The organism is Paraburkholderia sp. HP33-1 (assembly GCF_021390595.1).
Lineage (GTDB): Bacteria > Pseudomonadota > Gammaproteobacteria > Burkholderiales > Burkholderiaceae > Paraburkholderia.
This window is the reverse complement of sequence record NZ_JAJEJR010000002.1, coordinates 851932-878254: the sequence shown is the minus strand read 5'-3', so window position 1 is coordinate 878254 and position 26323 is coordinate 851932. Positions and strand designations below refer to the sequence as shown.

Annotated in this window: 26 protein-coding genes and 1 pseudogene; 11 read left to right on the top strand and 16 right to left on the bottom strand. The window is 63.5% G+C overall.

The annotated features are described in order from the left end of the window. The first annotated feature begins 729 nt into the window (after positions 1-729). Entirely contained in the window at positions 730-1008 is a 279-nt protein-coding gene (locus L0U81_RS20000; RefSeq protein WP_233805249.1) for a hypothetical protein, read from the top strand. Positions 1009-1140: 132 nt separating this feature from the next. On the opposite strand, the gene L0U81_RS19995 is transcribed toward L0U81_RS20000, so the two are convergent. Then, positions 1141-1446, bottom strand: a complete 306-nt coding sequence (locus L0U81_RS19995; protein WP_233805248.1) for a hypothetical protein — start codon at positions 1444-1446, stop codon at positions 1141-1143. Between the two features lie 789 nt (positions 1447-2235). Here L0U81_RS19995 and L0U81_RS19990 point away from each other — a divergent pair. After that, the gene (locus L0U81_RS19990) at positions 2236-2562 is read left to right on the top strand and encodes an H-NS family nucleoid-associated regulatory protein (RefSeq protein ID WP_233805247.1); all 327 of its coding nucleotides are present in this window, start codon (positions 2236-2238) and stop codon (positions 2560-2562) included. On the opposite strand, the gene L0U81_RS19985 is transcribed toward L0U81_RS19990, so the two are convergent. Then, positions 2559-3179 carry an arsenate reductase/protein-tyrosine-phosphatase family protein gene (locus L0U81_RS19985; RefSeq protein ID WP_233805246.1) on the bottom strand — a complete coding sequence of 207 codons (621 nt, stop codon included), beginning with the start codon at positions 3177-3179 and terminating at the stop codon, positions 2559-2561. The genes L0U81_RS19990 and L0U81_RS19985 overlap by 4 nt on opposite strands. A 369-nt stretch (positions 3180-3548) precedes the next feature. Further along, entirely contained in the window at positions 3549-4298 is a 750-nt protein-coding gene (locus L0U81_RS19980) for a J domain-containing protein (protein WP_233805245.1), read from the bottom strand. A 185-nt stretch (positions 4299-4483) separates the two neighbouring features. On the opposite strand from L0U81_RS19980, the gene L0U81_RS19975 reads away from it, so the two are divergent. From L0U81_RS19975 to L0U81_RS33560, 5 genes are all read left to right on the top strand, one after another. Beyond that, complete coding sequence (locus tag L0U81_RS19975; protein WP_442793438.1) at positions 4484-5317, top strand: NADPH-dependent FMN reductase; 834 nt, start codon at positions 4484-4486, stop codon at positions 5315-5317. 324 nt (positions 5318-5641) lie between these two features. Beyond that, positions 5642-5857 carry a hypothetical protein gene (locus tag L0U81_RS19970; protein WP_008917353.1) on the top strand — a complete coding sequence of 72 codons (216 nt, stop codon included), beginning with the start codon at positions 5642-5644 and terminating at the stop codon, positions 5855-5857. A gap of 281 nt (positions 5858-6138) precedes the next feature. Further along, the gene (gene iaaH / locus L0U81_RS19965) at positions 6139-7593 is read left to right on the top strand and encodes an indoleacetamide hydrolase (RefSeq protein WP_233805243.1); all 1455 of its coding nucleotides are present in this window, start codon (positions 6139-6141) and stop codon (positions 7591-7593) included. Positions 7594-7668: 75 nt separating this feature from the next. Continuing rightward, on the top strand, positions 7669-8457 hold the full coding sequence (locus L0U81_RS19960; RefSeq protein ID WP_233805242.1) for a CDP-diacylglycerol diphosphatase: 789 nt from the start codon (positions 7669-7671) through the stop codon (positions 8455-8457). A 369-nt stretch (positions 8458-8826) separates the two neighbouring features. Beyond that, positions 8827-9216, top strand: coding sequence for a DUF4376 domain-containing protein (locus L0U81_RS33560; RefSeq protein ID WP_326489860.1), 390 nt, complete (start codon positions 8827-8829; stop codon positions 9214-9216). On the opposite strand, the gene L0U81_RS19950 is transcribed toward L0U81_RS33560, so the two are convergent. Next, positions 9213-10427 carry a hypothetical protein gene (locus tag L0U81_RS19950; protein WP_233805240.1) on the bottom strand — a complete coding sequence of 405 codons (1215 nt, stop codon included), beginning with the start codon at positions 10425-10427 and terminating at the stop codon, positions 9213-9215. The genes L0U81_RS33560 and L0U81_RS19950 overlap by 4 nt on opposite strands. A gap of 111 nt (positions 10428-10538) precedes the next feature. Next, complete coding sequence (locus L0U81_RS19945; RefSeq protein ID WP_233807973.1) at positions 10539-11006, bottom strand: hypothetical protein; 468 nt, start codon at positions 11004-11006, stop codon at positions 10539-10541. Between L0U81_RS19945 and L0U81_RS19940 the strand changes: the two are divergent. Next, positions 10966-11497 (top strand): annotated as a pseudogene (locus L0U81_RS19940) (fatty acid desaturase); the annotation flags it as partial. The gene L0U81_RS19945 and the pseudogene L0U81_RS19940 sit on opposite strands and share 41 nt — an antisense overlap. 71 nt (positions 11498-11568) lie before the next feature. Here the strand turns inward: L0U81_RS19940 and L0U81_RS19935 are convergent. The 10 genes from L0U81_RS19935 to L0U81_RS19890 form a co-directional block, all read right to left on the bottom strand. Next, positions 11569-11946: a helix-turn-helix domain-containing protein gene (locus tag L0U81_RS19935; protein WP_233805239.1), complete on the bottom strand. Its 378-nt coding sequence runs from the start codon at positions 11944-11946 to the stop codon at positions 11569-11571. Beyond that, complete coding sequence (locus L0U81_RS19930; protein ID WP_233805238.1) at positions 11946-13112, bottom strand: NAD(P)/FAD-dependent oxidoreductase; 1167 nt, start codon at positions 13110-13112, stop codon at positions 11946-11948. The genes L0U81_RS19935 and L0U81_RS19930 overlap by 1 nt, the downstream gene beginning before the upstream one ends. Next, positions 13109-14491 (bottom strand): FAD/NAD(P)-dependent oxidoreductase, encoded by a 1383-nt coding sequence (locus L0U81_RS19925; protein WP_233805237.1) that lies wholly within the window; start codon positions 14489-14491, stop codon positions 13109-13111. The genes L0U81_RS19930 and L0U81_RS19925 overlap by 4 nt, the downstream gene beginning before the upstream one ends. Next, on the bottom strand, positions 14476-14790 hold the full coding sequence (locus L0U81_RS19920) for a (2Fe-2S)-binding protein (protein ID WP_233805236.1): 315 nt from the start codon (positions 14788-14790) through the stop codon (positions 14476-14478). The genes L0U81_RS19925 and L0U81_RS19920 overlap by 16 nt, the downstream gene beginning before the upstream one ends. Then, positions 14787-16631: an ABC transporter ATP-binding protein gene (locus L0U81_RS19915; protein WP_233805235.1), complete on the bottom strand. Its 1845-nt coding sequence runs from the start codon at positions 16629-16631 to the stop codon at positions 14787-14789. Before L0U81_RS19915 ends, L0U81_RS19920 begins: the two co-directional genes overlap by 4 nt. Beyond that, entirely contained in the window at positions 16631-17581 is a 951-nt protein-coding gene (locus L0U81_RS19910) for an ABC transporter permease (protein WP_233805234.1), read from the bottom strand. The genes L0U81_RS19915 and L0U81_RS19910 overlap by 1 nt, the downstream gene beginning before the upstream one ends. After that, positions 17578-18531 (bottom strand): ABC transporter permease, encoded by a 954-nt coding sequence (locus L0U81_RS19905; protein WP_233807860.1) that lies wholly within the window; start codon positions 18529-18531, stop codon positions 17578-17580. The genes L0U81_RS19910 and L0U81_RS19905 overlap by 4 nt, the downstream gene beginning before the upstream one ends. Before the next feature lie 150 nt (positions 18532-18681). Continuing rightward, positions 18682-20298: an ABC transporter substrate-binding protein gene (locus L0U81_RS19900; RefSeq protein ID WP_233805233.1), complete on the bottom strand. Its 1617-nt coding sequence runs from the start codon at positions 20296-20298 to the stop codon at positions 18682-18684. A gap of 80 nt (positions 20299-20378) precedes the next feature. Then, positions 20379-21653, bottom strand: coding sequence for an NAD(P)/FAD-dependent oxidoreductase (locus L0U81_RS19895; RefSeq protein WP_233805232.1), 1275 nt, complete (start codon positions 21651-21653; stop codon positions 20379-20381). Between the two features lie 67 nt (positions 21654-21720). Next, the gene (locus L0U81_RS19890) at positions 21721-22389 is read right to left on the bottom strand and encodes a haloacid dehalogenase type II (protein ID WP_233805231.1); all 669 of its coding nucleotides are present in this window, start codon (positions 22387-22389) and stop codon (positions 21721-21723) included. On the opposite strand from L0U81_RS19890, the gene L0U81_RS19885 reads away from it, so the two are divergent. Beyond that, a complete protein-coding gene (locus tag L0U81_RS19885) occupies positions 22388-22537 on the top strand; it encodes a hypothetical protein (RefSeq protein WP_233805230.1) in 150 nt (49 codons plus the stop codon). The genes L0U81_RS19890 and L0U81_RS19885 overlap by 2 nt on opposite strands. 73 nt (positions 22538-22610) lie before the next feature. Here the strand turns inward: L0U81_RS19885 and L0U81_RS19880 are convergent, their stop codons facing one another. Further along, on the bottom strand, positions 22611-24089 hold the full coding sequence (locus L0U81_RS19880) for an aldehyde dehydrogenase family protein (RefSeq protein WP_233805229.1): 1479 nt from the start codon (positions 24087-24089) through the stop codon (positions 22611-22613). Positions 24090-24367: 278 nt separating this feature from the next. On the opposite strand from L0U81_RS19880, the gene L0U81_RS19875 reads away from it, so the two are divergent. Together L0U81_RS19875 and L0U81_RS19870 are read left to right on the top strand one after the other, a co-directional pair. Then, positions 24368-25240, top strand: a complete 873-nt coding sequence (locus L0U81_RS19875; RefSeq protein ID WP_233805228.1) for a GNAT family N-acetyltransferase — start codon at positions 24368-24370, stop codon at positions 25238-25240. Positions 25241-25245: 5 nt separating this feature from the next. Further along, complete coding sequence (locus L0U81_RS19870; RefSeq protein ID WP_233805227.1) at positions 25246-26172, top strand: 2-hydroxyacid dehydrogenase; 927 nt, start codon at positions 25246-25248, stop codon at positions 26170-26172. Positions 26173-26323 lie beyond the last annotated feature (151 nt).

Sequence of the window (26323 nt, the reverse complement as noted above, 5' to 3'; positions counted from 1 at the left end):
TTGATTGCGTCGTCGTTACGGTCAATGCATTTGTCGCAAATCGCGCACTACACGCCGCGGCCGCAAGTGCGAACGCATCGAATAAAAGAAACGGGACTTATAACCGCTGCTATCAAACCGCGAGCCGCTCTTGAAACCAAAGACGGTTCGTTTCCAATGCGTCGATTTGTCAACAAGGCCTGATTGCGAAAAGCGCGTGCTTCTCGATGCGATGAAATTGCCATGCGGAGTTGTTTCGGATGAGCCCGCAAGAGCAGCCGCGCGGCTTTGCGCGCGCGTTCCATATGTAAACAGACCCTAGCAAACGCGTAAAGGAATGGCAAGGCAGGCGCAACGCGCCGCTGTTCCCGATTAATCGGTCTTGATTGCGTCAAATTCTGGTGGTGAGTTGGCGATTCATATGGCGCGAAAAGATCGCGCATCGAATGGGAAGCAGGCTAGGCGTCATCGTTCGCGGCATGCTACGCGTGAGCCGCGAGTCAGCAGAAACCCTTACTGGTTGATACTGAAGCTATTGCGCGTCACGGCATCGACAAGTACAAAAAATTGTCGTCATTCATTGGAATACTGGTGATACCGCTTCATTGATCGAGCGAAATTTGCCGTTAAAGCGAAGTGAAAGGACGCCAGAGCAGGTGCGCACAGCGTGTGCAACCGTAGGCACAGCGTTTGCTCAAATTCGCGTCAGCGTTTAACGCACCACATTGGTTTATCGAAAGGACACCTCACATGGTCACGACCCGCCCCTGCACCGCCGCCTGCGTCATCGACGGCCGCCTCGTCACGCTGACTTTCTATCCGGACAACGGCGTCTTGCGTATTGCCGATTCCTCCGGCGTCTGCCTGAGGGAAACCCGCTGGCATGCGTCATGGCGCGCTCTACTCGATGAATTCCGCGGCTACTACGAAGCAGCGGAACACGGCGCTACGGCGCGCGGCGTCGACGATATCGTCGCGCGCCTCGGCGAGCGCAGCAATCAAACGCAGTGGGAATCGGCTTTCGCGTGAAATTGCGGGCGTTTGCGGGCGAGCGCCTGAAAAGTGGCGGCGGCAAAGCGCTGCACCTGATCGTCTCTCAGGGAACCCGCGTTGTACTCAGCGCGCGCGATTCGAGGCGCCCCGCTGTCGCTCGCGAACAGGTCATTGACCGAAATAAGTCTTGCACTCCGTATCAAACGAGCAGGACTGGCTGCGCCGGCCTCCCGCTTGCGACTCGCCCGCCGGGACGCCGCCATACGACGCGTTGCGCACGCCCTGCTGCGAATCCCAGTTCTGACCGAACGACATGTCGGTCGTCGCCTGCGCCGATTCGTTCGCATCGTGTTGCATCATCGCGCGCCCCGATGCACCGGGGTCCGCCTGACCGCTCAATTCCGCCGCACTGGCCGTGCTCGGCACGAGAAACAGAACGGCGATTGCGGCAATCATCAATAAACGTACTCTCATTTCCGGACTCCTCGAACCCGGCGCAGCAGTGTTCGTCCTCCACAAAGAATTGATCCGCGAAAAGCCAACCTGCCCAAAGGGGCCGAGGAACGGGTCGATGCCAATGCGCTACTGCTGCGACGGGTCATCGAACTAAGCGTCTGTTGAATTGCCGCGCCTGCGAGCGATCCACGACGCGTTCCCACACGTCGGCGGAATCGGCCCACACAAGCTGGCTGTAAGTCTGCATTGCGTAGTTTTTCGTCTTTCTTTTATAGCTCGCGCCTCCCGGAATTCAATCCCGTGGCTTGCACCAATGTGGTCAATTGTCCACAGCGTTCGATAAACCGCATTCTCTGAGAAAATCAATGTGTACGACGCGTGCTTTGCGCCCGCATTGCGTTATGATGCTGCTATAACGCGCAAAAGGCGGCACCCGCACGTCGACGAAAGTCCGGTGAAAGACGGACAGCGTGGAGTAGCTCCACCCACTCGCAATCATTGCATCGAGACACAGAGTTTTTCCTCGCGAACGTCAGGCTTACCGGCCTCGTTTGCCGCGTTGCGACATGCTGAAATATTTGCTGATCGAGACTCTCAGTTTGAGGGTCGGTTGTTCCGGCGGCCATGTTTGTCATAGGCCGTATTGCAATTCAGGGAGCAACGTTTTTTAACCCGGCACATGGCATTCCCTTCAATCGACAACCCATCGCGGGGCGGCCCCATCCAGTCGGGCTCGACGCTTCACGGCGTTATTCCCGCAATCTATCTTTGACAGTACGCTGCACGTTTAAGAAGGACGAATATCCTATGGACGAAAGGAAGCGAGATAGCATGATTGCGTATCTCCGCCATCGTATGGACGAGTTTGGTATCAGACCAGAAGACCTTGCTGCCGCGCTGGCGACCGAGTCATTGGCGAAAAAGGCTGAACGCTATCGCAATGCAACCGGAGACAGTTGGGACGGCAATGGCGAAATGCCGCAATGGCTCAAGCAGGCTATTAGCGCCGGCCAGAGCATCGAGCATTTCGAATTGTCCGAAAAACCGGCGCCCGCTCCCCAACCGAAAAAACAGGTCGACTGGTCGAATGACCCGTTCGCCGGCACGCGGCTCGGGCGGCAGAATAGCCGCTAGGTGCAAGCCGCCGCGCTCGAAGACACGGGTGTAATGGCCGCGGCTTCGAAATGAACCGCCGTGCCACGCACCGGTTTGGCGCAACCGCTTGCCACATCCACGGCATTCACGGTATTCCCAGAATTGATGGCATTCGCCGCATCGGTGCTATTTGCATGATTCGCGGCAGGCTGCGCATATTGCGGCAGCTCGATAAACGCGCTGACCTGACGCACGATCCGCCAGAACGTCTTGTCGAATAGACGGGCCTGCTCGTCAGCGGACACGTGACCGCCCGCGAGCGGATCGGCAATAGTCCAATCCACAAACGCCGGCGCGCCGGGAAATACCGGTGCATGCAGTCCGCCGACGAATGCGTCGAGCGCGATCACGACATCCATGCGCGGCGCCCATTCACCGGTGAATTCGAGCCAGCTTTTCGGACTCAGCACCGCGCGCGCCGAAATGCCCGGCCGCAATTGCGCGACCGCAAGTGGATGAATGCGCGCGGCTGGTTCAGGGCCCGCGCTGAACGCGTCGAACCGGTGTCCGGCCAGTTCGCGCAGTAAAGCTTCTGCAATGATGCTGCGGATCGAATTATCGCGGCAGAGAAACAACACCTTATATTTTCTGGACACGCTTACCCCGTACCGTTGTTCTTTTATTGGCCTCTGGGCGGAATTGTGCCGCTCCAGTCTTGCGCCCCCGTGACACTATGGCTTCTTTTTTATTTGCGCCACGGGATTCGCACCAGGTATCTCGATTCTCGGGCACAGAGCACAACTTAGCGAACGACGTGCAGTGTACCAGTGTCCGGCCCCCATTTTCAGTACCCCGTCAATATTCGTCTCACCAAATGCCGCCGGTGGCAGGCATGGGCGCGGCGGGCGTGACCTCGAACGACGTCGCAAGGGCAACGCTAAAGGCCGGAGTCCCGAGCAATCCGGTCGACGTCTCTCGCCTGCCGGTCACTTGCGGGCTCATCGCGCAACTTGCGCGGCGATACGTCAGAACTTCAGGCCATTGAGGAACTGGAACCAAAGATTGCCGAGCGTGCTGGCCGGATGCACGTCGCTAGCGGATTCGTCACGCCTCGCGTGGTTCGCGCGGTTGGAGTGCGGGGTGTCGTGCGGGGTGGCTTGTGCTTCGGTTTGACCAGCGGTTCGCTTTGAAGCCGTCGGCGCCGCGCCGGTTTCTTGCGCGGGTTCCTGCGGTTCGCGTTCGTCCGCTCCAGCCTCTGCCGTTTGCGCTCGCTTCCCAGTCCTGCTGGCGCGCTGCGCTTTTTGCGCGGCGTGTGCCTCGTCGCGTCGCGCCGCCTGCAACGCCGCGACGCTGTCGGCAATCTGCGCGGCGCGCTGGGCTTCGCATTGCCGCCCGAGCAGCACGCCGAACAGCACGTCGCGATTGTGACCCTGATCGGCGAAGCGGATCGCGATCGACACCATCGCCGCATACGCGGCTTCGTCAGCTGCGCGCGCCACCGCCTCGCGCTCCGCTTGCGTGCGTTGCCGGCGCATGTGCTCGGCTTCCCACTCGCGCATCTGTTCGGCATAAACCGTGTCGTAGACTTCGCGCTGCCCGGCATCGGACAGGATCGCGTACGCGTCCTTGATTTCCTGAAACGCGGCGCGCGCGACGTCCTCGGCGCCGTGGTTGCGGTCCGGATGCCATTTCATGGCGGCTTTCCGGTAAGCCCGCTTGATTTCGTCGTCGGTGGCGTGCGCGGGCACGCCGAGCGTGTCATACAGGGTTGCCATGCCAGGCTCGATCTCGCAGGGAATCCATGCGGGCATCGTAGCATGCAAAAAACGGCGTCATCGTGAAGCGGCCTCGATGCGCACGCGCGCATACGGGCACAGCCGCGCGGCTCGGCGGCTTGCGGCGGCATGGTTATATCGTTAGAACAAAAAGTCGCTTAGCGGCGCGGCGGCCGCTCATTAAGATGACGCTTCAAAGTCCGGTTCGTCCCGGCCGCTCCGTTCACGGCCGTGCGCGTGCCTTGCCGGCTCCGCATGCGTTCCGCATGAACCGTACTGTCAAGCGCACCGTGAACCGCAATCGAGGGAGCATTTCGTTGAGCAGATCTCATCATTCCCGCCCGCCGCTCGTCGTCGGTATCGGCGGCACGACGCGCGCGGCCTCGTCGACCGAGCGCGCGCTCGCCTTTGCGTTGCGCGGCGCCGAAGCCGCGGGCGCCCACACCCGCCTGTTCGGCGGCACCTTTCTGCATAGCCTGCTGCACTACGCGCCGGAACAGCCCGCCCGCACCGACGAACAGCTGGAACTGATCGAGGCCGTGCGTCGTGCGGACGCGGTGATCATCGCCACGCCGGGCTATCACGGCGGCGTGTCCGGACTCGTGAAGAACGCGCTCGATACGCTCGAGGAATTGCGCGCCGACGAGCGCCCGTATCTGGATGGCCGCGCGGTGGGCTGCATCGTCACCGCGTACGGCTGGCAGGCGGCTGGCTCCGTGCTGACGTCGCTGCGCTCGATCGCGCACGCGCTGCGTGGCTGGCCGACGCCGTTCGGTGCGGGCATCAACACGCTGGAGACGCGCTTTGATAGCGCCAACAGCTGCTCCAATCCGAAGGTGGTCGAGCAACTCGCGACCGTCGGCCGGCAGGCCGCGCAGTTCGCGCTTGCCTTCAATGCTCTGCAGGCGCATTGCGTGCCGGGTGCGTCGAGCGATTCGAGCGCGAGCCTCGCATCCGCACCAAACACCAGCACCATCGCCGCGGACAGCCGCTCCGCGCGCGTTCTGCACGCCGTCTGAAGCGCTGCCCGCCACACCGTGACGCCGCCGCAATCGCGCGCGGCGCCACGCTTTGCGTGGAGCGACCGTGCGCCACATAACAGACACCGCACCCCCACGCGAATACTGTGACCGAACACAGCGACTTTGATCCAATCCGGGCTTTTGATTACCACTCCTGCCTCGCGCTGATTTGCTTCCGACGAAAGATTGGTTCACCCGCTGCGCAGCGCGCCCTACGCTTGACCCTGCCCGCCGCTTCATTGACCTTCGGCATCGACAGGGCCGCGCCGCACGCATTGGTATTCCGCACAAGAATCGCGGACACACTGACAAGTCAGGATCATGAACTCACACATCCGCTACAAGGGCTACGAGGTCGAAGCGGCAACGCAACTGCTCCCGAACGGATTATTCGCCGCCAATCTGACGATCGAGCAGCGCGACGAAAACACGCGCAAGGCTTATTCGTTCGACGCGCTCGATTACTTCTTCGATGAAGAGCATGCCCTCGCTTATGCGTCTGACTGGGGGCGTATGTGGATCGACAATCACCAGTAAGCAGATCGTAGCGCGCATCGGTGCCGATGACGGCAAGCACAGTGCGCGCTGTCCATCGCCCGGCATCGGCTTGCACGCGGATGTGCAAGAATAGGTGAACCCTTGCGTTCGCGGTTCGCACGCGTGAGTTGCCCGCCATATCGACGGATACCGCCGAAACTCGCGCCCCCTCTCCCCGGATTTCGCGCTGCCCGCGTCGCGAACTCGCGTAAAGGCAAGCCGCATACTTGCATTCGCAGCGCGCCGCCCGCGACGCAGCCATCCATATGGAGACGCCGGCCATGACATGGACCGTCGACGCACAACTCGCGCTAAGCGCGACACAAGCGGTCGAGGCGCTGCAGTCCGGCCGCCTCAAAGCCGCCGACTACGTCGCCACCCTGCTCGCGCGCGCCGCCGCGCTCACGCACCTGAACGCACTCACCACGCTCGACTTCCACGGCGCGCTCACCGCCGCGCAGCGCATCGACGCATTGCCGCCGGCCGAGCGGGCCCGCCTGCCGCTCGCCGGTTTGCCCATCGTCGTCAAGGACAACATCAACACCGCAGGCCTGCCGACCTCTGCCGGCACGCCCGCACTCGCGGGCTTCGTGCCGAAGACCAACGCGCCATCGGTGCAACGCCTCGTCGATGCGGGCGCGATCGTGCTCGGCAAGGCCAACATGCACGAACTCGCGTTCGGCATCACGAGCACGAACCTCTCCGCGCATGCGGGGCCGGTGCGCAACCCGTACGATCCGTCGCTGATGCCCGGTGGCTCGTCGGGCGGAACCGCCGTGGCGATCGCCGCGCGCATCGTGCCCGCTGGGCTCGGCACCGACACCGGCGGCTCGACCCGCATCCCGGCCGCGCTGACCGGCACTGCGGGCTTACGTCCATCGGTCGGCAATGGCGGCGCCGAGCGGCGCTATCACGACCCCGACGCGGTCGTGCCGATCAGCCATACGCGCGACACGGTTGGGCCGATGGCGCGCAGCGTCGCCGATCTGGCGCTGCTCGACCGCGTGATCACCGGCGACGGTGCGCTGCCCACGGTTGCGCTCGATCGCTTGCGCATCGGCCTGCCCGCGCCGCTGTGGGACGCGCTCGAACTGCAGGTCGAGGACGTCGCGCGCGCCGCGTTACAAAAGCTCGAAGCCGCGGGTGTCACGTTCGTGCCGGTCGCGATGAATGAGTTGGAGCATCTGAACGGCATGGTCGGCGGTCCGGTCGCCATTCACGAAGCGCGCGACGACGTGCTCGCGTGGCTGGTCGCGAATCAGGCACCGGTGCAAACCGTCGCCGGGCTGGCCGTGCGCATCGCGAGCCCGGACGTGCGCGCGATCTACGACGACGTGCTCGCCGACGTGCTCGGCCCGCACTACACGGCGGCGCTCAACTACTGGCGACCGCGGCTGCAAAGCTACATGGCCGCGACCTTCGCGAATGCCGCACTCGATGCGTTGCTGTTTCCGACGACGCGGCTCGTCGCGGTCCCGATCGACGATCTGCACGGTTCGTCGACGGTCACGATCGACGGCGGCCCGCCGATCGATACGATGGAAGCGTTCCTGCGCAATACCGATCCGGCCAGCACGTCCGGCATTCCTGGGCTGTCGCTGCCGGCGGGGATGAGCGCGAGCGGCCTGCCCGTCGGTATCGAACTGGATGGACCGCTCGGCTCGGACAGGCGGCTACTGGCCATCGGCGTCGCGATCGAACAGGTACTGGGAGCGTTGCCGCCGCCGGTGCTTTGAGGTTTGTGCTTTAATGCCTGCGCGTTGTTGCCCGCACTCATACGCTTTCCTGCCCGAACCTCACCCTAAGCGACGATGACGATACCCGCCACCGCCCTCTCATCTCGCGGCCTCATGCGCCGCGTCGTTCACCTGAGCGTGGTCCTCGCGCTCGCCTTCAGCGCCGGCGCCTGCGCGCGCCTCTCGACGGTCGATTCCGACGCGCTGTGGAAGATCGTCGACATTCGCTGCGTGCCATCGCAGCAGGCCACCGGCACGCCGGGTCAATGCACGGTCGTCGATCTTGACAAACGTTACGTCATCCTGAAGGATATTCTCGGCCGCTCGCAGTTTCTGTTGATGCCGACCGATCGCATCACCGGCATCGAAAGTCCGCTGATCCTCGCGCCCGATGCCATGGACTACTGGAGCGACGCGTGGGATTCGCGCCACTACGTGCAGCAAGCGGTCAAACGCGATCTGCCCGACGATCAGCTCGGTGTCGAAATCAACTCCGAATATCGTCGCACGCAAAACCAGTTGCATATCCACATCGATTGCATGCGGCGTGAAGTCAGCGCCGCGCTCGCGAATCACGCACACGACACGCCCGGCGAATGGCGTTGGGACACGCTCGATGGCGAACGCTACCGGATCATGCGCGTGAACTCGCTGAGCGGCGCCGACAACCCGTTCCGGATCGTCGCGCGCGACAATCCTGCCCCAGCGACGATGGCCACGCAAACGATCCTCGTCACCGGCGCGGGACCGTCCGCGGATCGGGATGGGTGGCTGATTGTCAATAGCGGTATCGACATCGATGGCGGCAGCGGTGCGGCCGAAGGGCTGCTCGACCACGCGTGCCGCGTAGCCGACCCTCATTGAGCGTTAACCGAACACGCGCCAAACCTTACCCTCTGGCATTCGAACGGCTATCACTTCTCCGCCTTGAGTTGCAATGCAGAAGGAATGGCCTGAACCGCATATTTCGCGGTTCAGGTTCAACCCCAACCAGAAGCAAACGCTTCATCAGCCCGTCGACGCGAGCCGTGAGAGCTGGCGTAAGGGCGATCGTGTGTGCGTTTGCACTGCCCGTTGCGACGGCGTATGACAGGTTGCCGTTCTGGATCGAGGGGAGCAGCGACGACGGAAGAATTGGGGCGCCGGCGTACTGCGTGATGTTGCTGGAGGTGATCGTGGACTGGCCGTTGGCGACAGTGTCGATCCAGAGACCGATATAGCCAGCTGTAACGGCTGGCATCGTCTGCGCACCAGTCGCTGCCGCCGCCCCCGCCAGAAGCTGTAGCGAGACCTGTCTCGCGCGCCGGGTCGGCTGAGTCGAGCTGTTGCCACTGGGACCGTTCAGCGCCAGCGACGGGTTCGCGCTGTTGTAGTACGGTAGAACCGTGTTGTTCGTGTCCGTCTCGAGGAAAGTCGCCTGAATCAGGTAGTTCGACGCCAGCAGGCTTCTACTGGAAAGCTGCCGATAACACGCTGGTGCCGTTCACGCTGCCAGATCTTCAGGGGCTTTACACAACGATCCTTGCCCAAGGATGGGTGGCGTTCCAGAAGCGCACCACACTGAAAGAAGAAATCGCGGCAGCGACTACCATCGCCGCCGTGCAGGCGATCGTCTGGGCCTAGCCCTTGACTGCGGGAACTTCAGTTTTCCACCCCGGCGGCACCTGAATCATGAACCGGTCACCCTGCCGGATGATCGTCCATTCCATCGGCCCATCGATATTGAATACCGCAGCGCCATTCAGAACAATGAAGGCGCCAATGGCCGTACAGTACACCACGCCTGAGCGCCACCGCACCGATCCGCAGACCAGGATAATCGACCACAGGATGAATACCCCGGCGGGGTAGGTATAACGCGATCCCGCACCGCCCCAGAAGAAATGAGTCCCCGACGGGCTCTTGAGTATGCCGCCCGCCCATGCTGCACTGGTAATAAACAGCAGCATGAGCATTGGGAGGCGCGCTCGCGTGGTCAGGCCGATGACGATGACGACCCCGATCGCGGCTGCCGCCCATATTGCGACCGGTGGATGTGCGTCAATGGTCGATGGTGAGATCAGAAGAGTGGCGAGGAGGTGTGCGACGAGTTCGTGTACCCAGACCAGATCATTGGCGGGCAATACCTGCCGATGCGCGGCATACGTGACGAGTTGCAGGCCGCAACCGGCCAGATAGGTCGCAAAGACTGGCCATCCGGCCGCGCTCATGGGTTTGCGAAGCATCCACGTGCGGTGAAATACGCATAGAAGCGCGATAGGAAGCGCAAACACGCCGAAGGGCCCCGTAGTCGACAGCAGCAGCATGCAGATCGCTCTCAGCGCTGTCTCCCAACGCGACTGCGCGACGTCGTCTACCGTCACCGTTTCCCAGATGAACACCATGAATGCCGGCGCCAGTACCCATTGCAGGTTGGTGATGTCGAGAAACACTTCCCCGCTCTGAGGGGCAATCCACGGCACGAGCGCCATCAGCGTCGCCATCAGTTGTGGCGCGCGCACCCATTCATAGCGCAACAGGGCGCGATAAAGATAGGCGGATGAGGCGGCCGACAGCAGCAGGCAGCCGATGACGAAGAAATGCGGCGCGGCGCGCAAAGGCAATACCGACCATTGAAACAGCGTGATCAGCCGCGGGATGGTATGCAGATACCCTGCGTACTCCTGATGCAGCGAACATATGCCGAACGAATAAGCCGCGACGAGGAACTGGGCCGCATCTTCAGCCCACAGATATCCGTGGAGAATCCGTAATGGAGCCTTGGCGAAAAGGATCGCTGCTGCCAGAAAGGCGACAGACAGCGCGCCATATGACGAGGTGAATTTTTTAACCATCCAGAACACGTCCGCTTGCGGTCGGGCAAAGTTCGCTATCTTATATGAGGCGTCCGGTGGGATTTGACCTTTACGCTAAAAGCGCCATCCCGCATAAAACATATGCCCGCATCACCATGTGTAATTTGCGGTGAGCATATGTGCGCCTTTCACACCTGCCGGCGATGCATTGTCGGTGGTCCCGAAGTGGATCGGCGCATAGATGTAGTTGTACCGAAGGCTGAAATGCCCCTTGCTAACCGATACGCCCACTAACGAGCCGAGGTGCAGAGCTGGCGATGTCGTCAGCACATGATCGGTGCCCGGAGGGCCAAGCTTCCAGCCGTCCGTCTCGACAATAGCGTTCGTCGTCCACGTTGTGCGATAGATGGCCGGGCCCGCTTCGACGCCGACAGTCCATCCACTGCCGAGATCCCAATAGGGCTCAGCAGTGAACGCAAGTGCCTGAATCTGCCCGGACGAGCGGAAATCGCTCATCTGGTCGCAGTCGTTGTTCAGGCAGGTTTTTGAAACGGGATCATATCCGCCGACAAGCCCGCGCGCGGGGACCGCGATGCGCGCGTTGCTGATGTTCCGCAATACGTTGATCGGCCGATTGCTGTTCGGGCCAGCATTTTCGATTGCCGCGACAGGTGCGCAAGCGCTCGCCAGAGTTCGCGATGGCGATTGGCGCGACGTGCCCGCATGGCTCGCTGGCGCTTGCATCGGTGCGTTCGTTTCATGAGCATCGGGTTGCGGAGCAGCCCACGCATCGTACGGTGATCAACGAAGCGGGATGGTTGTGGCGGTTGCTGTTTCTGAACAACAACTATCATGCCGTGCATCATGATCTGCCGCGGGTGCCGTGGTTTGCACTTCGCAACGTCTACGAAACCTCCCGCCCGCAGTACGTCGAACGCTCCGGAGGCTTTCTGGTACAGGGCTACGGCGAATGGTTCAGGCAGTACTGAATCGCCGCGGTTGCGCATCCGGTGGCGGTCGTGGGGTCCGTCCAGTTCCGGGAAAGTCCGCCTGCCGTCCTATCTGGCGACGTTGCCCCCTACGCGCCACAATCGGGTGCAGGAGGCTGATGATTCAAACATGCGCTGGCTGCGTTCTCCGTAAGCCTCCACGATTCCCGGTGCGGGTCATGCTCCGGGTATCAGCGAAGTCGCGTATGCGCAGCGGTACCGCCTTCGCCCGCATGGCTAGCACTTGCCGCCGCGCGTTTCATAAACGTACTGGGCGTCATCCCACAGCACCGCTTGAAATGGCGGCCAAAATGGCTCTGATCGAAGAAGCCGACCTCCGTCGCGACCACCGAACCCGGCACGCCTTCGAGCAACAGCGTCTGTGCGCGCTGAATGCGCAGCCTGCACAGATAGCGATACGGCGAGGAACCGTATTGCTGCCGGAACACCGTGGCGAAACGCGACACGCTGAGCGCGGACAGTGCGGCGAGTTGGGCGAGCGTCACCGGTTCGTCGAAATGAGCTTCGATGAACGCGCGGGCGGCACTGAGGCTGATGGACTGTTTCATCACGTCACGATGGTCGAGCGGGCCGCAGGCTGTTTCTCGAAACGCCGGATGGAAAACGCGTCGAGGGGAATCATCGTGCTGCCTGTGGCGACGAGTTCCGCCAGCGTCTCGCCGACGCCCGGACCGATCTGAAAACCCGAGCCGCTGAAACCGAACGCGTAGAACAAGCCGTCAACCTGCCCACTTGGACCAATCACCGGCTCGCCGTCAGGCAGATAGCTTTCCACGCCACTCCACACGCGAATGATATGCAGCGGCGCCAACGCGGGCACGAGCCGCCGCATCTGCGCCAGTTGCCGCACGGTATTGATGGGCAATACGGAGGCTCGGCTCGTGACGGCATCGGCGGGACCGGCTGGACCGCCGCCGACGATGATGTTGCCGCGCGGAATCTGCCGAAAGTAAATGCTCTCTTCCTTCACCGATGTGAACACGCCCATTGACGACTTGAACACATACGGCACCGGCTCGGTCACGCACATTTGCGGGCCGCGCGCGGTAATCGGCACTGTTTCGCCGAACTGTTCGGTGAGCCGGCTCGCCCATGCGCCGGCGCAGATCACGAGTTGCGTCGCCCAGTAGACGTCGCCGCGCACGCTTTCCACGCGAAACCGTCCAGCGTCTTTTTCGACGCGCACGATCTCCGTATCTTCGATCACCTGCCCGCCGAGCCGCACGGCCGCGCGGCCAAACGCGGGCGCGGCGAGGCGCGGATTGGCGTGGCCGTCGAGCGGCGAGATCGAGGCCGCCAGCACCTCTCGGCCGAGAAACGGAAACCGCCTGAACATTGCCTCGCCGTGCAGCACTTCGAGCTCGAGTCCGTAGGCACGCGCGTCGATCGCGTACTGGTCGAAATTCTCGACGCCCTTCTGGTGGTAGCACACGCGGGTGTGGCCAGAGGGCAGGAACTCGATGTCCTCGCCGAGCAGTTCCGCCGAGCGTTGCCATGTGCGCAGAGCGCGGTTCGCCATCGCCAGTTGCGGCAGCGCGCGGCCTTGCCGGCGAATGCCACCGAAGTTCACGCCGCTCGCCTGCTGTCCGGTGAGTCCGCGTTCGAGCAGAATCACTGATCGATTGTGCTGGCGCAGAAAGAACGCCGTCGTCGTTCCCATGATGCCGCCGCCGATCACGATGACATCGGCCTCGTTGCGGGTTGTCGCGCTCATTCGATCACCTCGTCGCTCACCCCTTCGGTAAGCGCCACGGGTAGCGGTTTGACCGGCGCCTGGCCGCGCAGCCGTCCCACTGACGACAGCGGCACACTCGCCGCCGCCGCGATGATTTCGGCACCCGCGTGGCCACAATAGCGCCCCTGGCAACGGCCCATGCCGACGCGAGAAAACGCCTTTGCGCGATTGGCCTCTTTAGCGCCGGTCGCCCGCACCACGCGGCGCAGTTCGCCCGCCGTGATCGCCTCGCAACGGCAAACAATCGTTTCGTCAGGCAGTGACGTCGCGAATTTCGCCGGCCACGGAAAGGCTTTGCGCAAACCCGCGGCAAAACACGTGAAGCGCACGAGTTCGGCGCGCAAGCGCTCCACGCCGTTGACCGGTACACCGTGATCCTGCAAAGCCGCCAGCGCCGCAAGACGGCCGGAGCGTTCCGCCGCGTCGGCGCCGCGCACGCGTGCGCCGTCGCCCGCGAGATAGACGCCCTTGACGCTGCTGCGGCCGTCGGCGTCGATTTGAGGAAGCCACTGTTGCGCGTCCTCGTCGAACAGGAACCGGCAACCCGCGAGGTCCGCGAGTTGCGTCTCGGGCCGTAGGTGGTAGCCGAGCGCAATCGCGTCGCACGTCAGTTCGAGACGCTTGCCGCTGTGCAGTGCGACCTCGACCGAACTTACGCCGTCTTGCGGCGAGCCCTTGATCTCGAGCGGCTGCACGCCGTGATGAACCGGCACGCGAGCGGCGGCCAGCACGCGCGTCAACACGATGCCCTTTCTGAGTGCGGCGGGAATCGCCAGTAGGCGCGGCAACGCGGCCACGCGCTGCATCAACGTCGAGGTGTCGAGCACCGCGGCAACCTGTGCGCCTGCCTTCACGTACTGCGCGGCCACCAGATACAGAAGCGGCCCGCTGCCCATCATCACGACGCGCGAGCCGATCACGCAGCCCTGCGATTTCAGCGCGACCTGCGCGCCACCGAGGCTATAAGTGCCCGCGTGGTGCCAGCCCTTGACCGGCATCAGCCTGTCCGTCGCGCCGCTGCAGACGATCAGCGCGTCGAACGCAAGCGTGTGATACCGCGTGCCGGTCACAAGATGTACCGTGTTCGGCGAAATGTTCCAGACCAGTGTTTCAGGCAGGTAGTCGATGCGGCTCTTCAATGCATCGAAGCTCTGATGCAACGACGCGGCGCGGTCGGCCTCGGTGCCATAAAGCGTCTCATAGCTGCGAGAAAAACCTTCCGGCTGCCGCCGATAAATCTGCCCGCCGTCACGCCGCCCTTCGTCGACCACGACAGGCCGCAGCCCCGCTTCGACGAGCGCCTGCGCGGCGCGCACGCCCGCCGGCCCGGCCCCGATGACGACTACCCGCGGGGCCATACACCCTCCGCGGCTTCGGCCAGCTTCGTGACGATCGACATGCCCGGCATCGCCGCCGTGCTGCATGCGCGCACGCGGTCACCTTGTGCGGTCCATACCCAGCAGTCCTGGCAGGCGCCCATCAGACAGAATCCGGCGCGCCGGCCGTCGCCGAATTCGGAGTCGCGCAAGGTGCCCGTGCCGGTGAGCAAAGCGACCATCAGCGTGTCGCCTTCGGCGGCCTCGCGTACGATGCCGTCCACGATAATCGGAAAGGTCTTGCGGCCCGTTTCCGCGAGGCGTACAAATCGTCCGCTCATGCCGGGGTCGCCTCCACGGTCTGCAACCGGCTCAGTTCGGCGGCCGGATGGTGGCACAGAATCTCCGCGCCCGAAGGCAGCTTCTTTAGCGACGGTGGCGTCAAGTTGCACTTGCCGTCGATACGTACCGGACAGCGCGCGCGAAACGAACACAGCTCGGCCACGTCGGCGCTTTCGCCCATCGCCGGCAAAATGGTGGCGACCATGCCGCGTCGCGCATCGAGCCAGCCGGGCTTCAAGGCCGGCACGGAATCGACCAGCAAGCCGGTGTACGGGTGATACGGCGGCGCCGCGAGCACGTCGCGTTGCCCCGCTTCCACGCGATGCCCTGCGTACAGCACTATCACTTCGTCGCAGATCGCGCGCACGGTGGAAATGTCGTGGCTGATGAACATGTACGACACCTCCAGTTCGCGCCTCAACTCGGCGAGCAGATCGAGGATCGCGGCGCCCACCACCGTGTCGAGCGCGGAAGTCACTTCGTCGCACAGAATCAACGCGGGATCGGCGGCGAGCGCACGCGCCAGATTCACGCGCTGCTTCTGGCCGCCCGACAGTCCGGCCGGCGTGCGTGTCGCGATGGACGCCGGCAGCTTCACCAGATCGAGCAGTTCCAGCATGCGTTTGTTCGCGGCCGTTCCACGCAGATGGTGATAGAACGCGAGCGGCCGTGCCAGGATATCGGCGATCGAATGACTCGGATTGAGCGCCGTGTCGGCGTTCTGAAACACGATCTGGATCTGCCGATACTGCTCCGGGGTCCGCCGCGAAATTTGTGAGGGCAGCGGCTCGCCGTTGAACAGCACGTCGCCGCGCGCCCTGTCGACTAGGCCGGCCACCACGCGCGCAAGCGTAGTCTTGCCGGAGCCCGATTCGCCGATCACGCCGAGCGTGCTGCCACGCGGGATGGACAGGCTGACGTCGTCGAGCACGCGTACGGCTGGCGCACCCTGGCGGTCGATGCGGCCATAACCCGCGGAAAGTCCGCGAATTTCCAGCAACGGCGGCACGTGTTTGCCGAGGTCTTGCGGCAACGCCAGCGCGGCTTCGGGGCGGCGTGTCGCGGCCAGCAATTGGCGCGTGTACGCATCCACCGGCGCGTCGAGCACCTGCGTGACCGCGCCATTTTCCTTCACCGCGCCGCCGTTCAACACGACGATGCGGTCAGCCATCTGCGCGACCACCGCCAGATCGTGCGACACGTACACGGCCGTGGTGCCGAGTTCGCGCACCACCCTCTTGAAGGCCGCCAGTACTTCGATCTGCGTGGTGACGTCGAGCGCGGTGGTCGGCTCGTCGAACACCACGACGGCCGGATCGGTGATCAACGCCATCGCCGCCATCAAACGCTGCAACTGGCCGCCCGACACCTGGTGCGGATAACGCTCGCCGATCGTTTCCGGCGCGGGTAGCGCGAGCGAGCGGAACAGTCCGATCGCTTTGGCGCGCGCGGCCTCCTTCGTCATCAGGTGATGCAGCAGCGCCGGTTCTGTGACCTGATCCATGATCGTGCGCGCGGGATTGAAACCGGCCGACGCGCTCTGTGCGACATACGCGACCGTGCGCGCCCGCAACGCGCGACGCCCCTTCGCGTCGAGCGACAACACGTCGAGCTCGCCGATGCGCACCGAGCCGCCGCTGATCGCGCAGCCCGAACGCGCATAGCCGAGCAGCGACAGTGCGATCGTGGTCTTGCCCGAACCGGACTCGCCGATCAGCGCGAGCACTTCGCCCTTCTTCACCGAAAAATCGACCCCCTTGACGATCTCCGTCACCGGCCCCGGCGCAACACCCGCGACGACTCTCAGGCCCTTCACTTCGATCATGTCCCGATCAGCCATCACGCACCTCCGTGGCTACGGCTGCGCCGCCGCAGGTTGTCGATCAGCAGATTCATGCCGATGGTCAGCGTCGCAATCGCGACGGCCGGCATCAGCACGGCGGGCGCGCCTTCCGACAAGCCGCCGATGTTCTCGCGCACGAGCGATCCCCAGTCGGCGTTCGGCGGCTGCACGCCGAGACCGAGGAAGCTCAGCCCGCTCAGTAGCAGCACGATGAACACGAAGCGCAAGCCGAAATCGGCGAGCATCGGATGAATCATGTTGGGTAGCACTTCGACGCGTGCAATATAGAAGATGCCTTCGCCGCGCGCTCGCGCCACCTGCACGTATTCGAGGCCCATCAGGTTCACCGCCAGCGAGCGCGAAATGCGGAACGCGCCGGGAATGTAGGCCAATGCGGCGACTGCCGTCAGCATCGGAATCGACGAACCGAACGCGGCGATCACGACGAGCGCGAGCACCTTGCTCGGGATCGAAATAAGAGCGTCGAACAGACGGCTCAGGATTTCGTCGACCCAACGGCCCGACACCGCCGCGAGCAGGCCGAAGAACGTGCCGATCACGCTGGCGAGCACCGCCGCGGCGAGCGCGAGGCCGACCGTGTAGCGCGCGCCGTAGAGAATCCGGCTGAGCATGTCGCGGCCGAGATAGTCGGTGCCAAGCGGATAGGCCGCGCTGTAGCGGCCGAAGATTTCCGTCGAGGTCAGCGTGCCGCCCTGGTACGGCGCGACCAATGGTCCGATGAACGCGACCAGCAGCCAGAACGACACCATCAACAGGCCGATCAAGCCGAGCACGGAGAAGCGGTGCACGAGCCGTTTGAGCATGCCGTGTTTAAGCGCCGCCGCTTCCACCGGCGCGGGCGCGACGACCACTTCGTCGCGGCGCACGTCGTACAGCTCCGTGGTCGCGTGAGGAACGTGGTGGGGATTGGTAGATTGGCTCATCATCGACGCAGCCTCGGGTTGGAGAGGATTTGACACAGGTCGGCGATCAGCACGAGCGCGAGATACGCCGCGCAGAACACCATCACGCAGCCCTGCACGAGCGGCATGTCGCGGTTGGTCACCGCGTCCACCATCAGACTCGCAAGGCCGGGATAGTTGAAGATCGACTCGACGATCACCACGCCGCCGAACAGGTACGACAGGCTCAGTGCCACGGCGTTGGCGATCGGGCCGATGGTGTTCGGCAGCACATGCCGCCACACCACGCGGACCGGCGAGGCGCCCTTGAGCAAAGCCATTTCCACGTACGACGCATTGAGCTGGTCGAGCACCGCGGCGCGCGTCATGCGCGCCATCTGCGCGACAAGCACGCAGCACAGTGTCATCACCGGCATCGCGTAGATGCGCAGCAGCGCACCGAACGAATGCACTTCAGACAGATAGGAGAGCGCTGGCAGCCAGCGCAGCTTGACGGCGAAGATCAGCACGGCGATCGTCGCGATCAGGAATTCCGGGACGGCCACTGTGGAAAGCGTCAGCACATTGAGTGTGCGGTCGAGCAGCGAGCCGCGAAACATCGCCGACGAAATACCGATCATCAGCGCGACCGGCACCGAGACCAGCGCCGTGAGACCGGCGAGCACCAGCGAGTTGGGCAGACGCGTCGCGATCAGTTGGCTGACGGGCAGGTTGTTCGACAGCGAGGTGCCGAAGTTGCCGCTGAGCACATGGAGGAGCCACACGAAGTAGCGTTGCAGCGCGGGCTGGTCGAGACCGAACTGATGTCGCAAGGCGGTCACGGCTTCCGGGGTCGCCGCCTGGCCGAGCGCCTGCTGGGCCGCGTCGCCGGGAAGCAGGCCGGTGATGGCGAACACCACCGCCGACACGAGCAGCAAGGTGAGCAGCGCGAGGCCGAGTCGCGCGGCGATGAGACGTTGCGCATGTGCTTTCATCAAGACCCCTCCTTCCCATGCAAAGCTGTCGATCAGAGTTAGCGCTTTAGCGCTTACTCTGATCCCATGCAAAGCTGTCGACCAGAGTTAGTGCTTCAGCACTTACTCTGATCCCATGCAAAGCTGTCGACCAGCACCAACAAGCCCAGCTCAGGTTTCGAGCCAGACGTTTTCCGCGAACATAAAGCCCATCAGCCCGGCGAGCGGAATAGAGCCGAGGCCCTTGAGCTTGTTCGTATACGCATCGAGCGAACTCTGAAACAGCGGAATACCGATGCCGCCGGTCTCATGCACCAGCACCTGCATATCGCCATAGATTTTCTTGCGCTTCACCTCGTCCGGTTCCCCGCGCGCGGCCAGCAGCATCTGATCGAATTTCGGGCTTTTCCAGTTCGCTTCGTTCCACGGTGCGTCCGACTTGAAGAATTGCGTGAAAATCACGTCGGCGCTCGGACGCGCGTTGACGTTGCCGAAGCCGAGCGGATGCTTCATCCAATGGTTCGACCAGTAGCCGTCGGCCGGCACGCGCGTCACCTGCAGATTCAGGCCGGCCTGCGGCGCGACCTGTTGAAGGAACATCGCCATTTCAACCGACCCATCCGCAGCCGGCGACGCGAAAATCTGGATCGGCGCGCTGCCGATCTTTGCCTTCTGGAAGTAGAACTTCGCCTTGTCCGGATCGAACGCACGCTGCGGCAAGCCGGCCAGGTAATACTTATTGGTCGGATCGATCGGCTGGTCGTTGCCGATCGTGCCGTAACCCTGGAAGATCGCCCGGCGCATCTGCTCGCGGTCCTGCAGATACATCATGCCTCGACGAAAATCGTCGTTGCCGGTAATGCCGCCTTCGTCGCGCACGATCAGGTCGGTGTACAAACCGGTCTTCGTCTCCAGCACGGAGAAACCACCGGCGCTCTTGATCTGTGTGGTCGAACGCGGGGTCAGCGCGTTGATCAGTTGCACGTCGCCCGAAAGCAGCGCGTTCACGCGCGCCGATTCGTCGCCAATGCCAATCAGCTCGATTTCGTCGAGATGCGGCATACCCGGCTTCCAGTACTTCTCGTTTCTGATACCGACGGTGCGCACGCCCGGCGAGAATTCCTTGACCTTGAACGGGCCGGTCCCGATCGCCGTTTTGAAGTCCTTGGTGCCGTCCTTGATGATCTGGAAATGCGAGGTGGCAAGAATCACCGGCAGATCGGCGTTCGGACCTTCCAGTGTGATGGTCACTTCGTTCGGGCCGGTGGCCTTCACTTCCTTGATCTGGTCGGCGAGCGTCTTTGCTTTCGACGCGGTTGCCGGATCCTTGTGGCGCATGATCGAGTACACCACGTCGGCCGGCGCGAGCGCCTTGCCGTCGTGAAACTGCACGCCGCTGCGCAGCTTGACGACCCATACGGTGGCGTCTTTCGTATCGAGCGATGTCGCCAGCGACATCTTCGCGCCGAGGTGCGAGTCGAGTTCGGTCAGGCAGTTGTAGAACATGAAGCCGCGAACGTAATCGGTGCTTAGCGAGCCCTTTGCGGGATCGAGCGTATCAGCCGCGGAGGCGGACTGCGTCGCCACGCGGATCTTGCCGCCCTGCTTCGGCGTGGCCTGCGCGAGGGCCGCGCCGCTCGCGCTCAGCAAACCAGCGCCCGTGACGGACATCATGCCGGCTGCGGCCAACGCGCGCAGCACGTCGCGCCGCGAGGCGCCCCTGGCCGTCAATCGCTCCAACCCGGTGCCGAGTTCAAGAGCGCCATGCTGCGAGTTTTCCTTAATCATCGAACTTCTCCGCGGGGGTGAGCAATGAGGTTGAGCAGGCGTGGCTGCGTGGTTTTGAGTGCCAGTCGAACAACGAAAAATCAATAAAAAATGTCTTTGATGCGGTAATACGTGCCTACGAGCGGCAGGAACCAGGGCTTGCCGGTGTGGCCGGGAATCGCGGGCCATTCGGTCTCGCGCCACGGATTCCGGTCTTCGTGACCGTCCATCACGTCGGCCATCACCTGGCCCATGTGCGTCGACATCTGCGTGCCGTGGCCGCTGTAGCCCATCGAAAAATAGATGCCGTCGTGCTGGCCGGCGTGCGGAAGACGGTCGGCGCTCATGTCCACCAGACCGCCCCAACAATAGTCGATGCGCGCGCTCGCGAGCATCGGGAACATCGTGGCCAGGCCTTTTTGCAGGATGCGTCCGCTCTTCGCATCGGACGGCCGTTCGGACGCCGTAAAGCGCGCGCGGCCACCGAACAGCAACCGCGAATCGGGCGTCACGCGGAAGTAGTTATGCATCAAACGCGTGGTGGTGTACGCGCGCCGGTTCGGGAACACTTGCGCCAGCAAATCCGGCGACACGGGCTCCGTCACGACGATGAACGAGCCGATCGGTGCGAGGCGCCGCCGATACCAGCCGAACGGGCCATGCCGCGACGGACCGGTCGCGATCAGCACCTGCTTCGCGCGCACTTCGCCGCGCGCCGTGGTGATGCGAAAGCCGCCGCCATCTTTCACGATCGCGGTGACGGCAGCGTTCTCATACAGCTTCGCGCCACGCCGCACGGCGGCGTCGGCGAGACCGACCGCGAACTTGCCCATGTGCATCTGGCCGCCGTGCCGCTGCAGCAGCCCACCGTAAAAACTGTCGGACTGGATTTCGCTGCGGATACGGCTGCAGTCGATCAGTTCGATATCCGAATCGACTTCACGGCGAATCGCCTCCGCCGTCTTCTCCAGATGCGCGAGGTGATGCGGCTTGGACGCCAGCTTCAGCTTGCCGGTCGCAATGTAATTGCAATCGATGCTTTCCTCGCGAATCAGCCGCTCGACCGTGTCGACGGCATCAGAGAACGCGCGGTAGCACGCGCTCGCGCGCTCCACGCCGAGCTGCGCGACCAGCGCGACGAAGTCCTGTGCGACCCCGGTATTGACCTGCCCACCGTTGCGCCCGGACGCGCCACCGCCAATGCGGCCCGCGTCGAGCACGGTCACCGTCGCGCCGCGCTTGCCCAACGCCTGCGCCGCCGACAGTCCGGTGAAGCCGCCGCCGATCACCACCACATCGGTCTGGCCCGCGACCGGACCCTCGCACGCCGAAAGCAGGGGCGGTGCGGTGTCGAGCCAGTAGGAATCGAGCTTCATCCGGTCAGTCCTTGATTAGCAATGAGCGAGGCGGCGGGCAATCTTCGGCGCGTGAAAAAGCCGGCGCTTACAGACCGAGTTCCGAAGCCAGATGCGGAATGTCGTCGACCTCGTGGTACTGGTAATACGGAGTGGATGGTTCGTGGCCCCGGTTGACGAAAGCCTTGTGCTTGATGCCCATGTCGTGCGCGGTCATCAGGTCGTAACGCAGGCTCGACGAAACGTGCAGCACGTCTTCCGGATTGCAGTTCAACTGGTCGAACATGTATTCGAAGCCTTGCATGCGCGGCTTGTACGACTGCGCCTGCTGGGCGGTGAAAACCGCATGGAACGGTGCGCCGAGCTTGTCGACGTTGCGCTGGATCTGGTCGTTCGATGCATTCGACAGAATCACCAGCTTGTACTTCTTCGCGAGGCGCGACAGACCTTCCGGCACGTCCGGATGCGGCCCCCAGGTCGGCACCGCTTCATAGATGCTCTGGGCGCCCGCCTCGTTGAACTCGACGTTCATACGCTTGCAGGCGCGGCGCAGCGCGTTGACCACCACGTCGCGATACGGCTTCCATGCGCCGAGCACTTCGTCGCGGCGATAGCCCGCGTAAAACGCAACGAGCTTCTCGAGATCCTCTCCGTTCAACAGGTGGCCGTACTGTTCGCGTGTCATGTCGCCCATGCGAAACTTGATCAGCGTGCCGTAGCAATCGAAGGTGATGTATTTCGGTTCGAATTCGATCATGGTGCAGTCCTATCGTGGTGGTGAACTCGCAGTCGGAGTTCATTGGCGAAAACTGGATAAGCTCATTCCTGTAAAAGATTTAATCAGCGCAAAAACAAAGATGTTCCTGATTACGGCGCTGCTGGTGACACAAACCATGCGTTTTTGAGGCGGTTGACAGCACAGAATGCGGCGATCGGACTGAAAGCCTTGTCTGCTCTGGATTTGCGGGCGGTATGCAGTCAGGCGCGCAGGTCGATCAACACGCTTTTGAAGCGCAGGTTCGCCTCGTAGGCCTGGCGGCCCAGGTCCTTGCCGATGCCGGAGCGCTTGTAGCCGCCCGTGGGAATCATGAAGTCCGAGGTGCGGCCATAGCGGTTGACCCACACCGTGCCCGCTTCGAGCCCCCGCACGAAACGCAGCGCCCTGCCGAGGTCGGCGGTATGCACACCAGCCGCGAGGCCGTACTCGGGGTGCTGCGCTAGCGCGAGCGCTTCTTCTTCGGTATCGAAGGTTTGCAGCGTCAGCACGGGACCGAAGACTTCTTCACGCACCGCTTCGGAGTGGGCCGTGACGTCCGTCAGCAAGGTCGGGGTATAAAACGCGCCGTCAGCGCCGCCGTCGGCCCTGATACCGCCGTAGCGCAGCGTCGCGCCGGCGTCCAGCGTGCGGGCCACGATGTTTTCGATGCGCGCCGCCTGCGGCGCCGAGATGATCGGCGAAAGCGTGGTACCGGCCGTCCACGTCGCGCCGGGTCTCAACTCGGCGAAGATCTTGCCGATGCGCTCGGCGAGCGGCTCGGCGAGGCTTCGCTCGACCAGCAGACGGGAGCCCGCCACGCACACCTGCCCCGCGTTGCCCGTGATCGCACCGGCAATGCGGCGCGCGACGTCGTCCAGACGCGGCGCGTCGGCGAATACGATTTGCGGGCTTTTGCCCCCCAGTTCGAGCGTGACCGGCTTGGTGCCGCTGTTTGCGCACGCGGCCATGATCGACGCGCCGGTCCGCGTGGAGCCCGTGAACGTGACCTTGCTGATCTTCGGATGACGCACCAGCTCGTCGCCGGTCACTCTGCCATCGCCCTGGAGCACGTTGAAGATGCCCGCGGGCACGCCCGCCCGCACGGCCAGTTCGGCGAGCCGCAAGACCGAGAACGGCGTCATCTCCGACGGCTTGAGCACCACCGCGTTGCCCGCCGCCAGCGCCGGGGCGATCTTCCACGAGGCCATGACCAGCGGGAAATTCCATGGCGCGATCGCGCCGATCACGCCGTAGGGCTCGGCGATCGTCATGCCGAGATGATCGTGATCGGTGGCCGCCACATCGCCGCCGAGCTTGTCGGCGAACTCGGCGTAAAAACGAATGCCTTCGGCGGTGAACGGCACGTCCCAGCCGATCGCCTGGGCAATCGGACGCGTCGAACCGAGCGCTTCCAGCCGGCCGAGCGTCGGCGCGTCAGCTTCGACCAGCTCGGCAAAACGGCGCAGAGTCTTCGCGCGCTCACGCGGCGCCATGCGCGCCCAGCCACTGTGTTTGAAAGCCTGCCAGGCGTTCTCGACCGCGCGGTCCACTATGGCGGCATCGGCGAGCGGCACGGACGCATACACCACGCCGTCCGACGGCCGCGCCACCTCGATCCGGCGCTCGCCCTCCTGCACATATTCACCGCCGATGTAATGGCCGCTGCGAATCGCGACGTCGTCCGGATTGAAGCTGTCCATGAGAAAGGTTTCCTGTGTGACTGGCTGGTAGTCCGTGCGGCGCATTTAGAGGACGCCGCTGCCATGACAAAATCGTAGAGCCGCGGGCCTGGCATATGTCGCTGACAAAAATCGCCACGCAGCAGAATTCACCTGTAATGCGCGCCCAGACCTGGCGTTTTGCATCGAATTTCGATGCAGCCCTTTCCGGGGCACGCGATAAAAGGATCGTCCTAGTCACACCATGCACCGGATGACAAAGTGACGGTGTAAGCCTTCGGTCAATCAGGGAGCACGGCGTGTCCGATTCGATTACCTACAGACGCTTCACCCTCGACGACATTGCCGCCGCGCACGCGTTGACGGTCGAACTGAAATGGCCGCATCGCGCGGACGACTGGAGATTCGTCGCGCTTCTGGGCGGCGGTTTCGTCGCGGAAGACACGAGCGGCGTGATCGGCACGGCCCTGTGCTGGAAATACGGCGCCGAGCGCGCATCGCTCGGCATGGTGATCGTGTCGCCGGCGCACCAGGGGCGCGGCATTGGCAGAAAGTTGATGGATCTCGTGCTGGAAGAACTGGGCGGCCGCGTCACCTTCCTGCACGCCACGACCGCGGGCCAGCCGCTGTACGAAAAGCTCGGCTTTCGCGCGGCCGGCACGCTCGACCAGCATCAGGGCGCGGCGTTCCAGCCGCCGCTCGTGTCGCTGCCGCCGGGCGAGCGTTTGCGCCCGCTCGGTTCGAGCGATACCGCGCGCCTCATTGAACTGGCCTCGCGGGCGAGCGGTCTGGACCGAGGCGAAGTGCTGCCCGCGCTGCTGGGCACCGCCGACGGCATCGCGCTGGACCGCGACGGCGAACTGATCGGCTTTGCGCTGTTTCGCCGCTTCGGACGTGGCTTTGCGATCGGTCCGGTAGTCGCGCCCGCGTCGGAAGACTCGAGTCGCGCCAAGGCGCTCATCAGCCACTGGCTGGCGCTGAACGAAGGCGTATTCGTGCGGATCGACACACCGGGCGAAAGCGGTCTCACGGAGTGGCTGGAGCAGTTGGGATTGCCGCGCGTGGACACGGTCGTCAAAATGGTTCGCCCCGTTCCCTCCGGCGAGCCCGCGAGCGGTGGACCGCATGGGCATTACCTGCAATACGGCATCATCAACCAGGCAATCTGCTGATCATCATGGCCTTCCTCTATAAAGCCGACCCAACGCGCGGCGCCCAGTGGGCCAAACTCTTCGCACGGAAGGCGCCGGATCTGCCGTTCCACATCTGGCCCGATCTCGGCGACCCGGCCGCGATCCGCTATCTAGCAGCCTGGCAGCCGCCTGAAGATCCCACGCGCCTCCTCCCCAATCTGGAAGTCGTGTTCTCGGTAGGCGCCGGCATCGATCAGTTCGATCTGTCGGGCGTGCCGGAGCATGTGCCAGTCGTGCGCATGATCGAACCGGGGATCGTCGACGGCATGGTCGAATATGTCACGCAGGCCGTGCTGACGATTCATCGCGACCTGTTCGACTATGCCCTTCAGCAACAGCAGCAGGTTTGGCGCGAGTTGCCGCTCAAGCCGGCCAGCGAGTGCCGTCTGGGCGTGCTCGGGCTCGGCGTACTGGGCACGGCCGTGCTGAAAAGGCTGCACCTGTTCGGCTTCGCCTGCGCAGGGTGGAGCCGTTCGGCTCGCGAGATCGGAGGCGTGGACTGTTATGCGGGCGAAAGCGAGCTGGATGCGTTTCTCGCGCGCACCGATGTCCTGATCTGCCTGTTGCCGCTCACAGCCGCCACGCGCGGGCTGCTCGACGCAGAGTTGTTCGCGAAGCTGCCGCGTGGCGCGTCGCTGATTCAAACGGGTCGTGGACCACATCTGAACCAGCAGGACCTGCTGGCGGCACTCGAAAGCGGCCAGCTGCACAACGCCATTCTCGACGTCACCGACCCCGAGCCGCTGCCCGCCGGCCATGCACTGTGGACGCATCCGCGCGTGCGCATCACGCCGCATATCGCCAGCGCGACGCGGCCGGAAACCGCGGTCGAGGTGGTGCTGGAGAATCTGCGCCGTCATCGCGAAGGCTTGCCGATGCTGGGACAGATTGACCGCACTGCGGGCTATTGAGCGCACAGCCGAACGAATGGCCGCGCGGCGCGGATTTTCAGCGTTCGCAGCAGAAAATGCTGAGGCCCTGCATCAAAACGCGTCGCGCGCGCTTTTCAGGCAATTGTTTAGGTGAGCAAGCGATCGTCGTTGCTCAGTAGTATGGAACGGT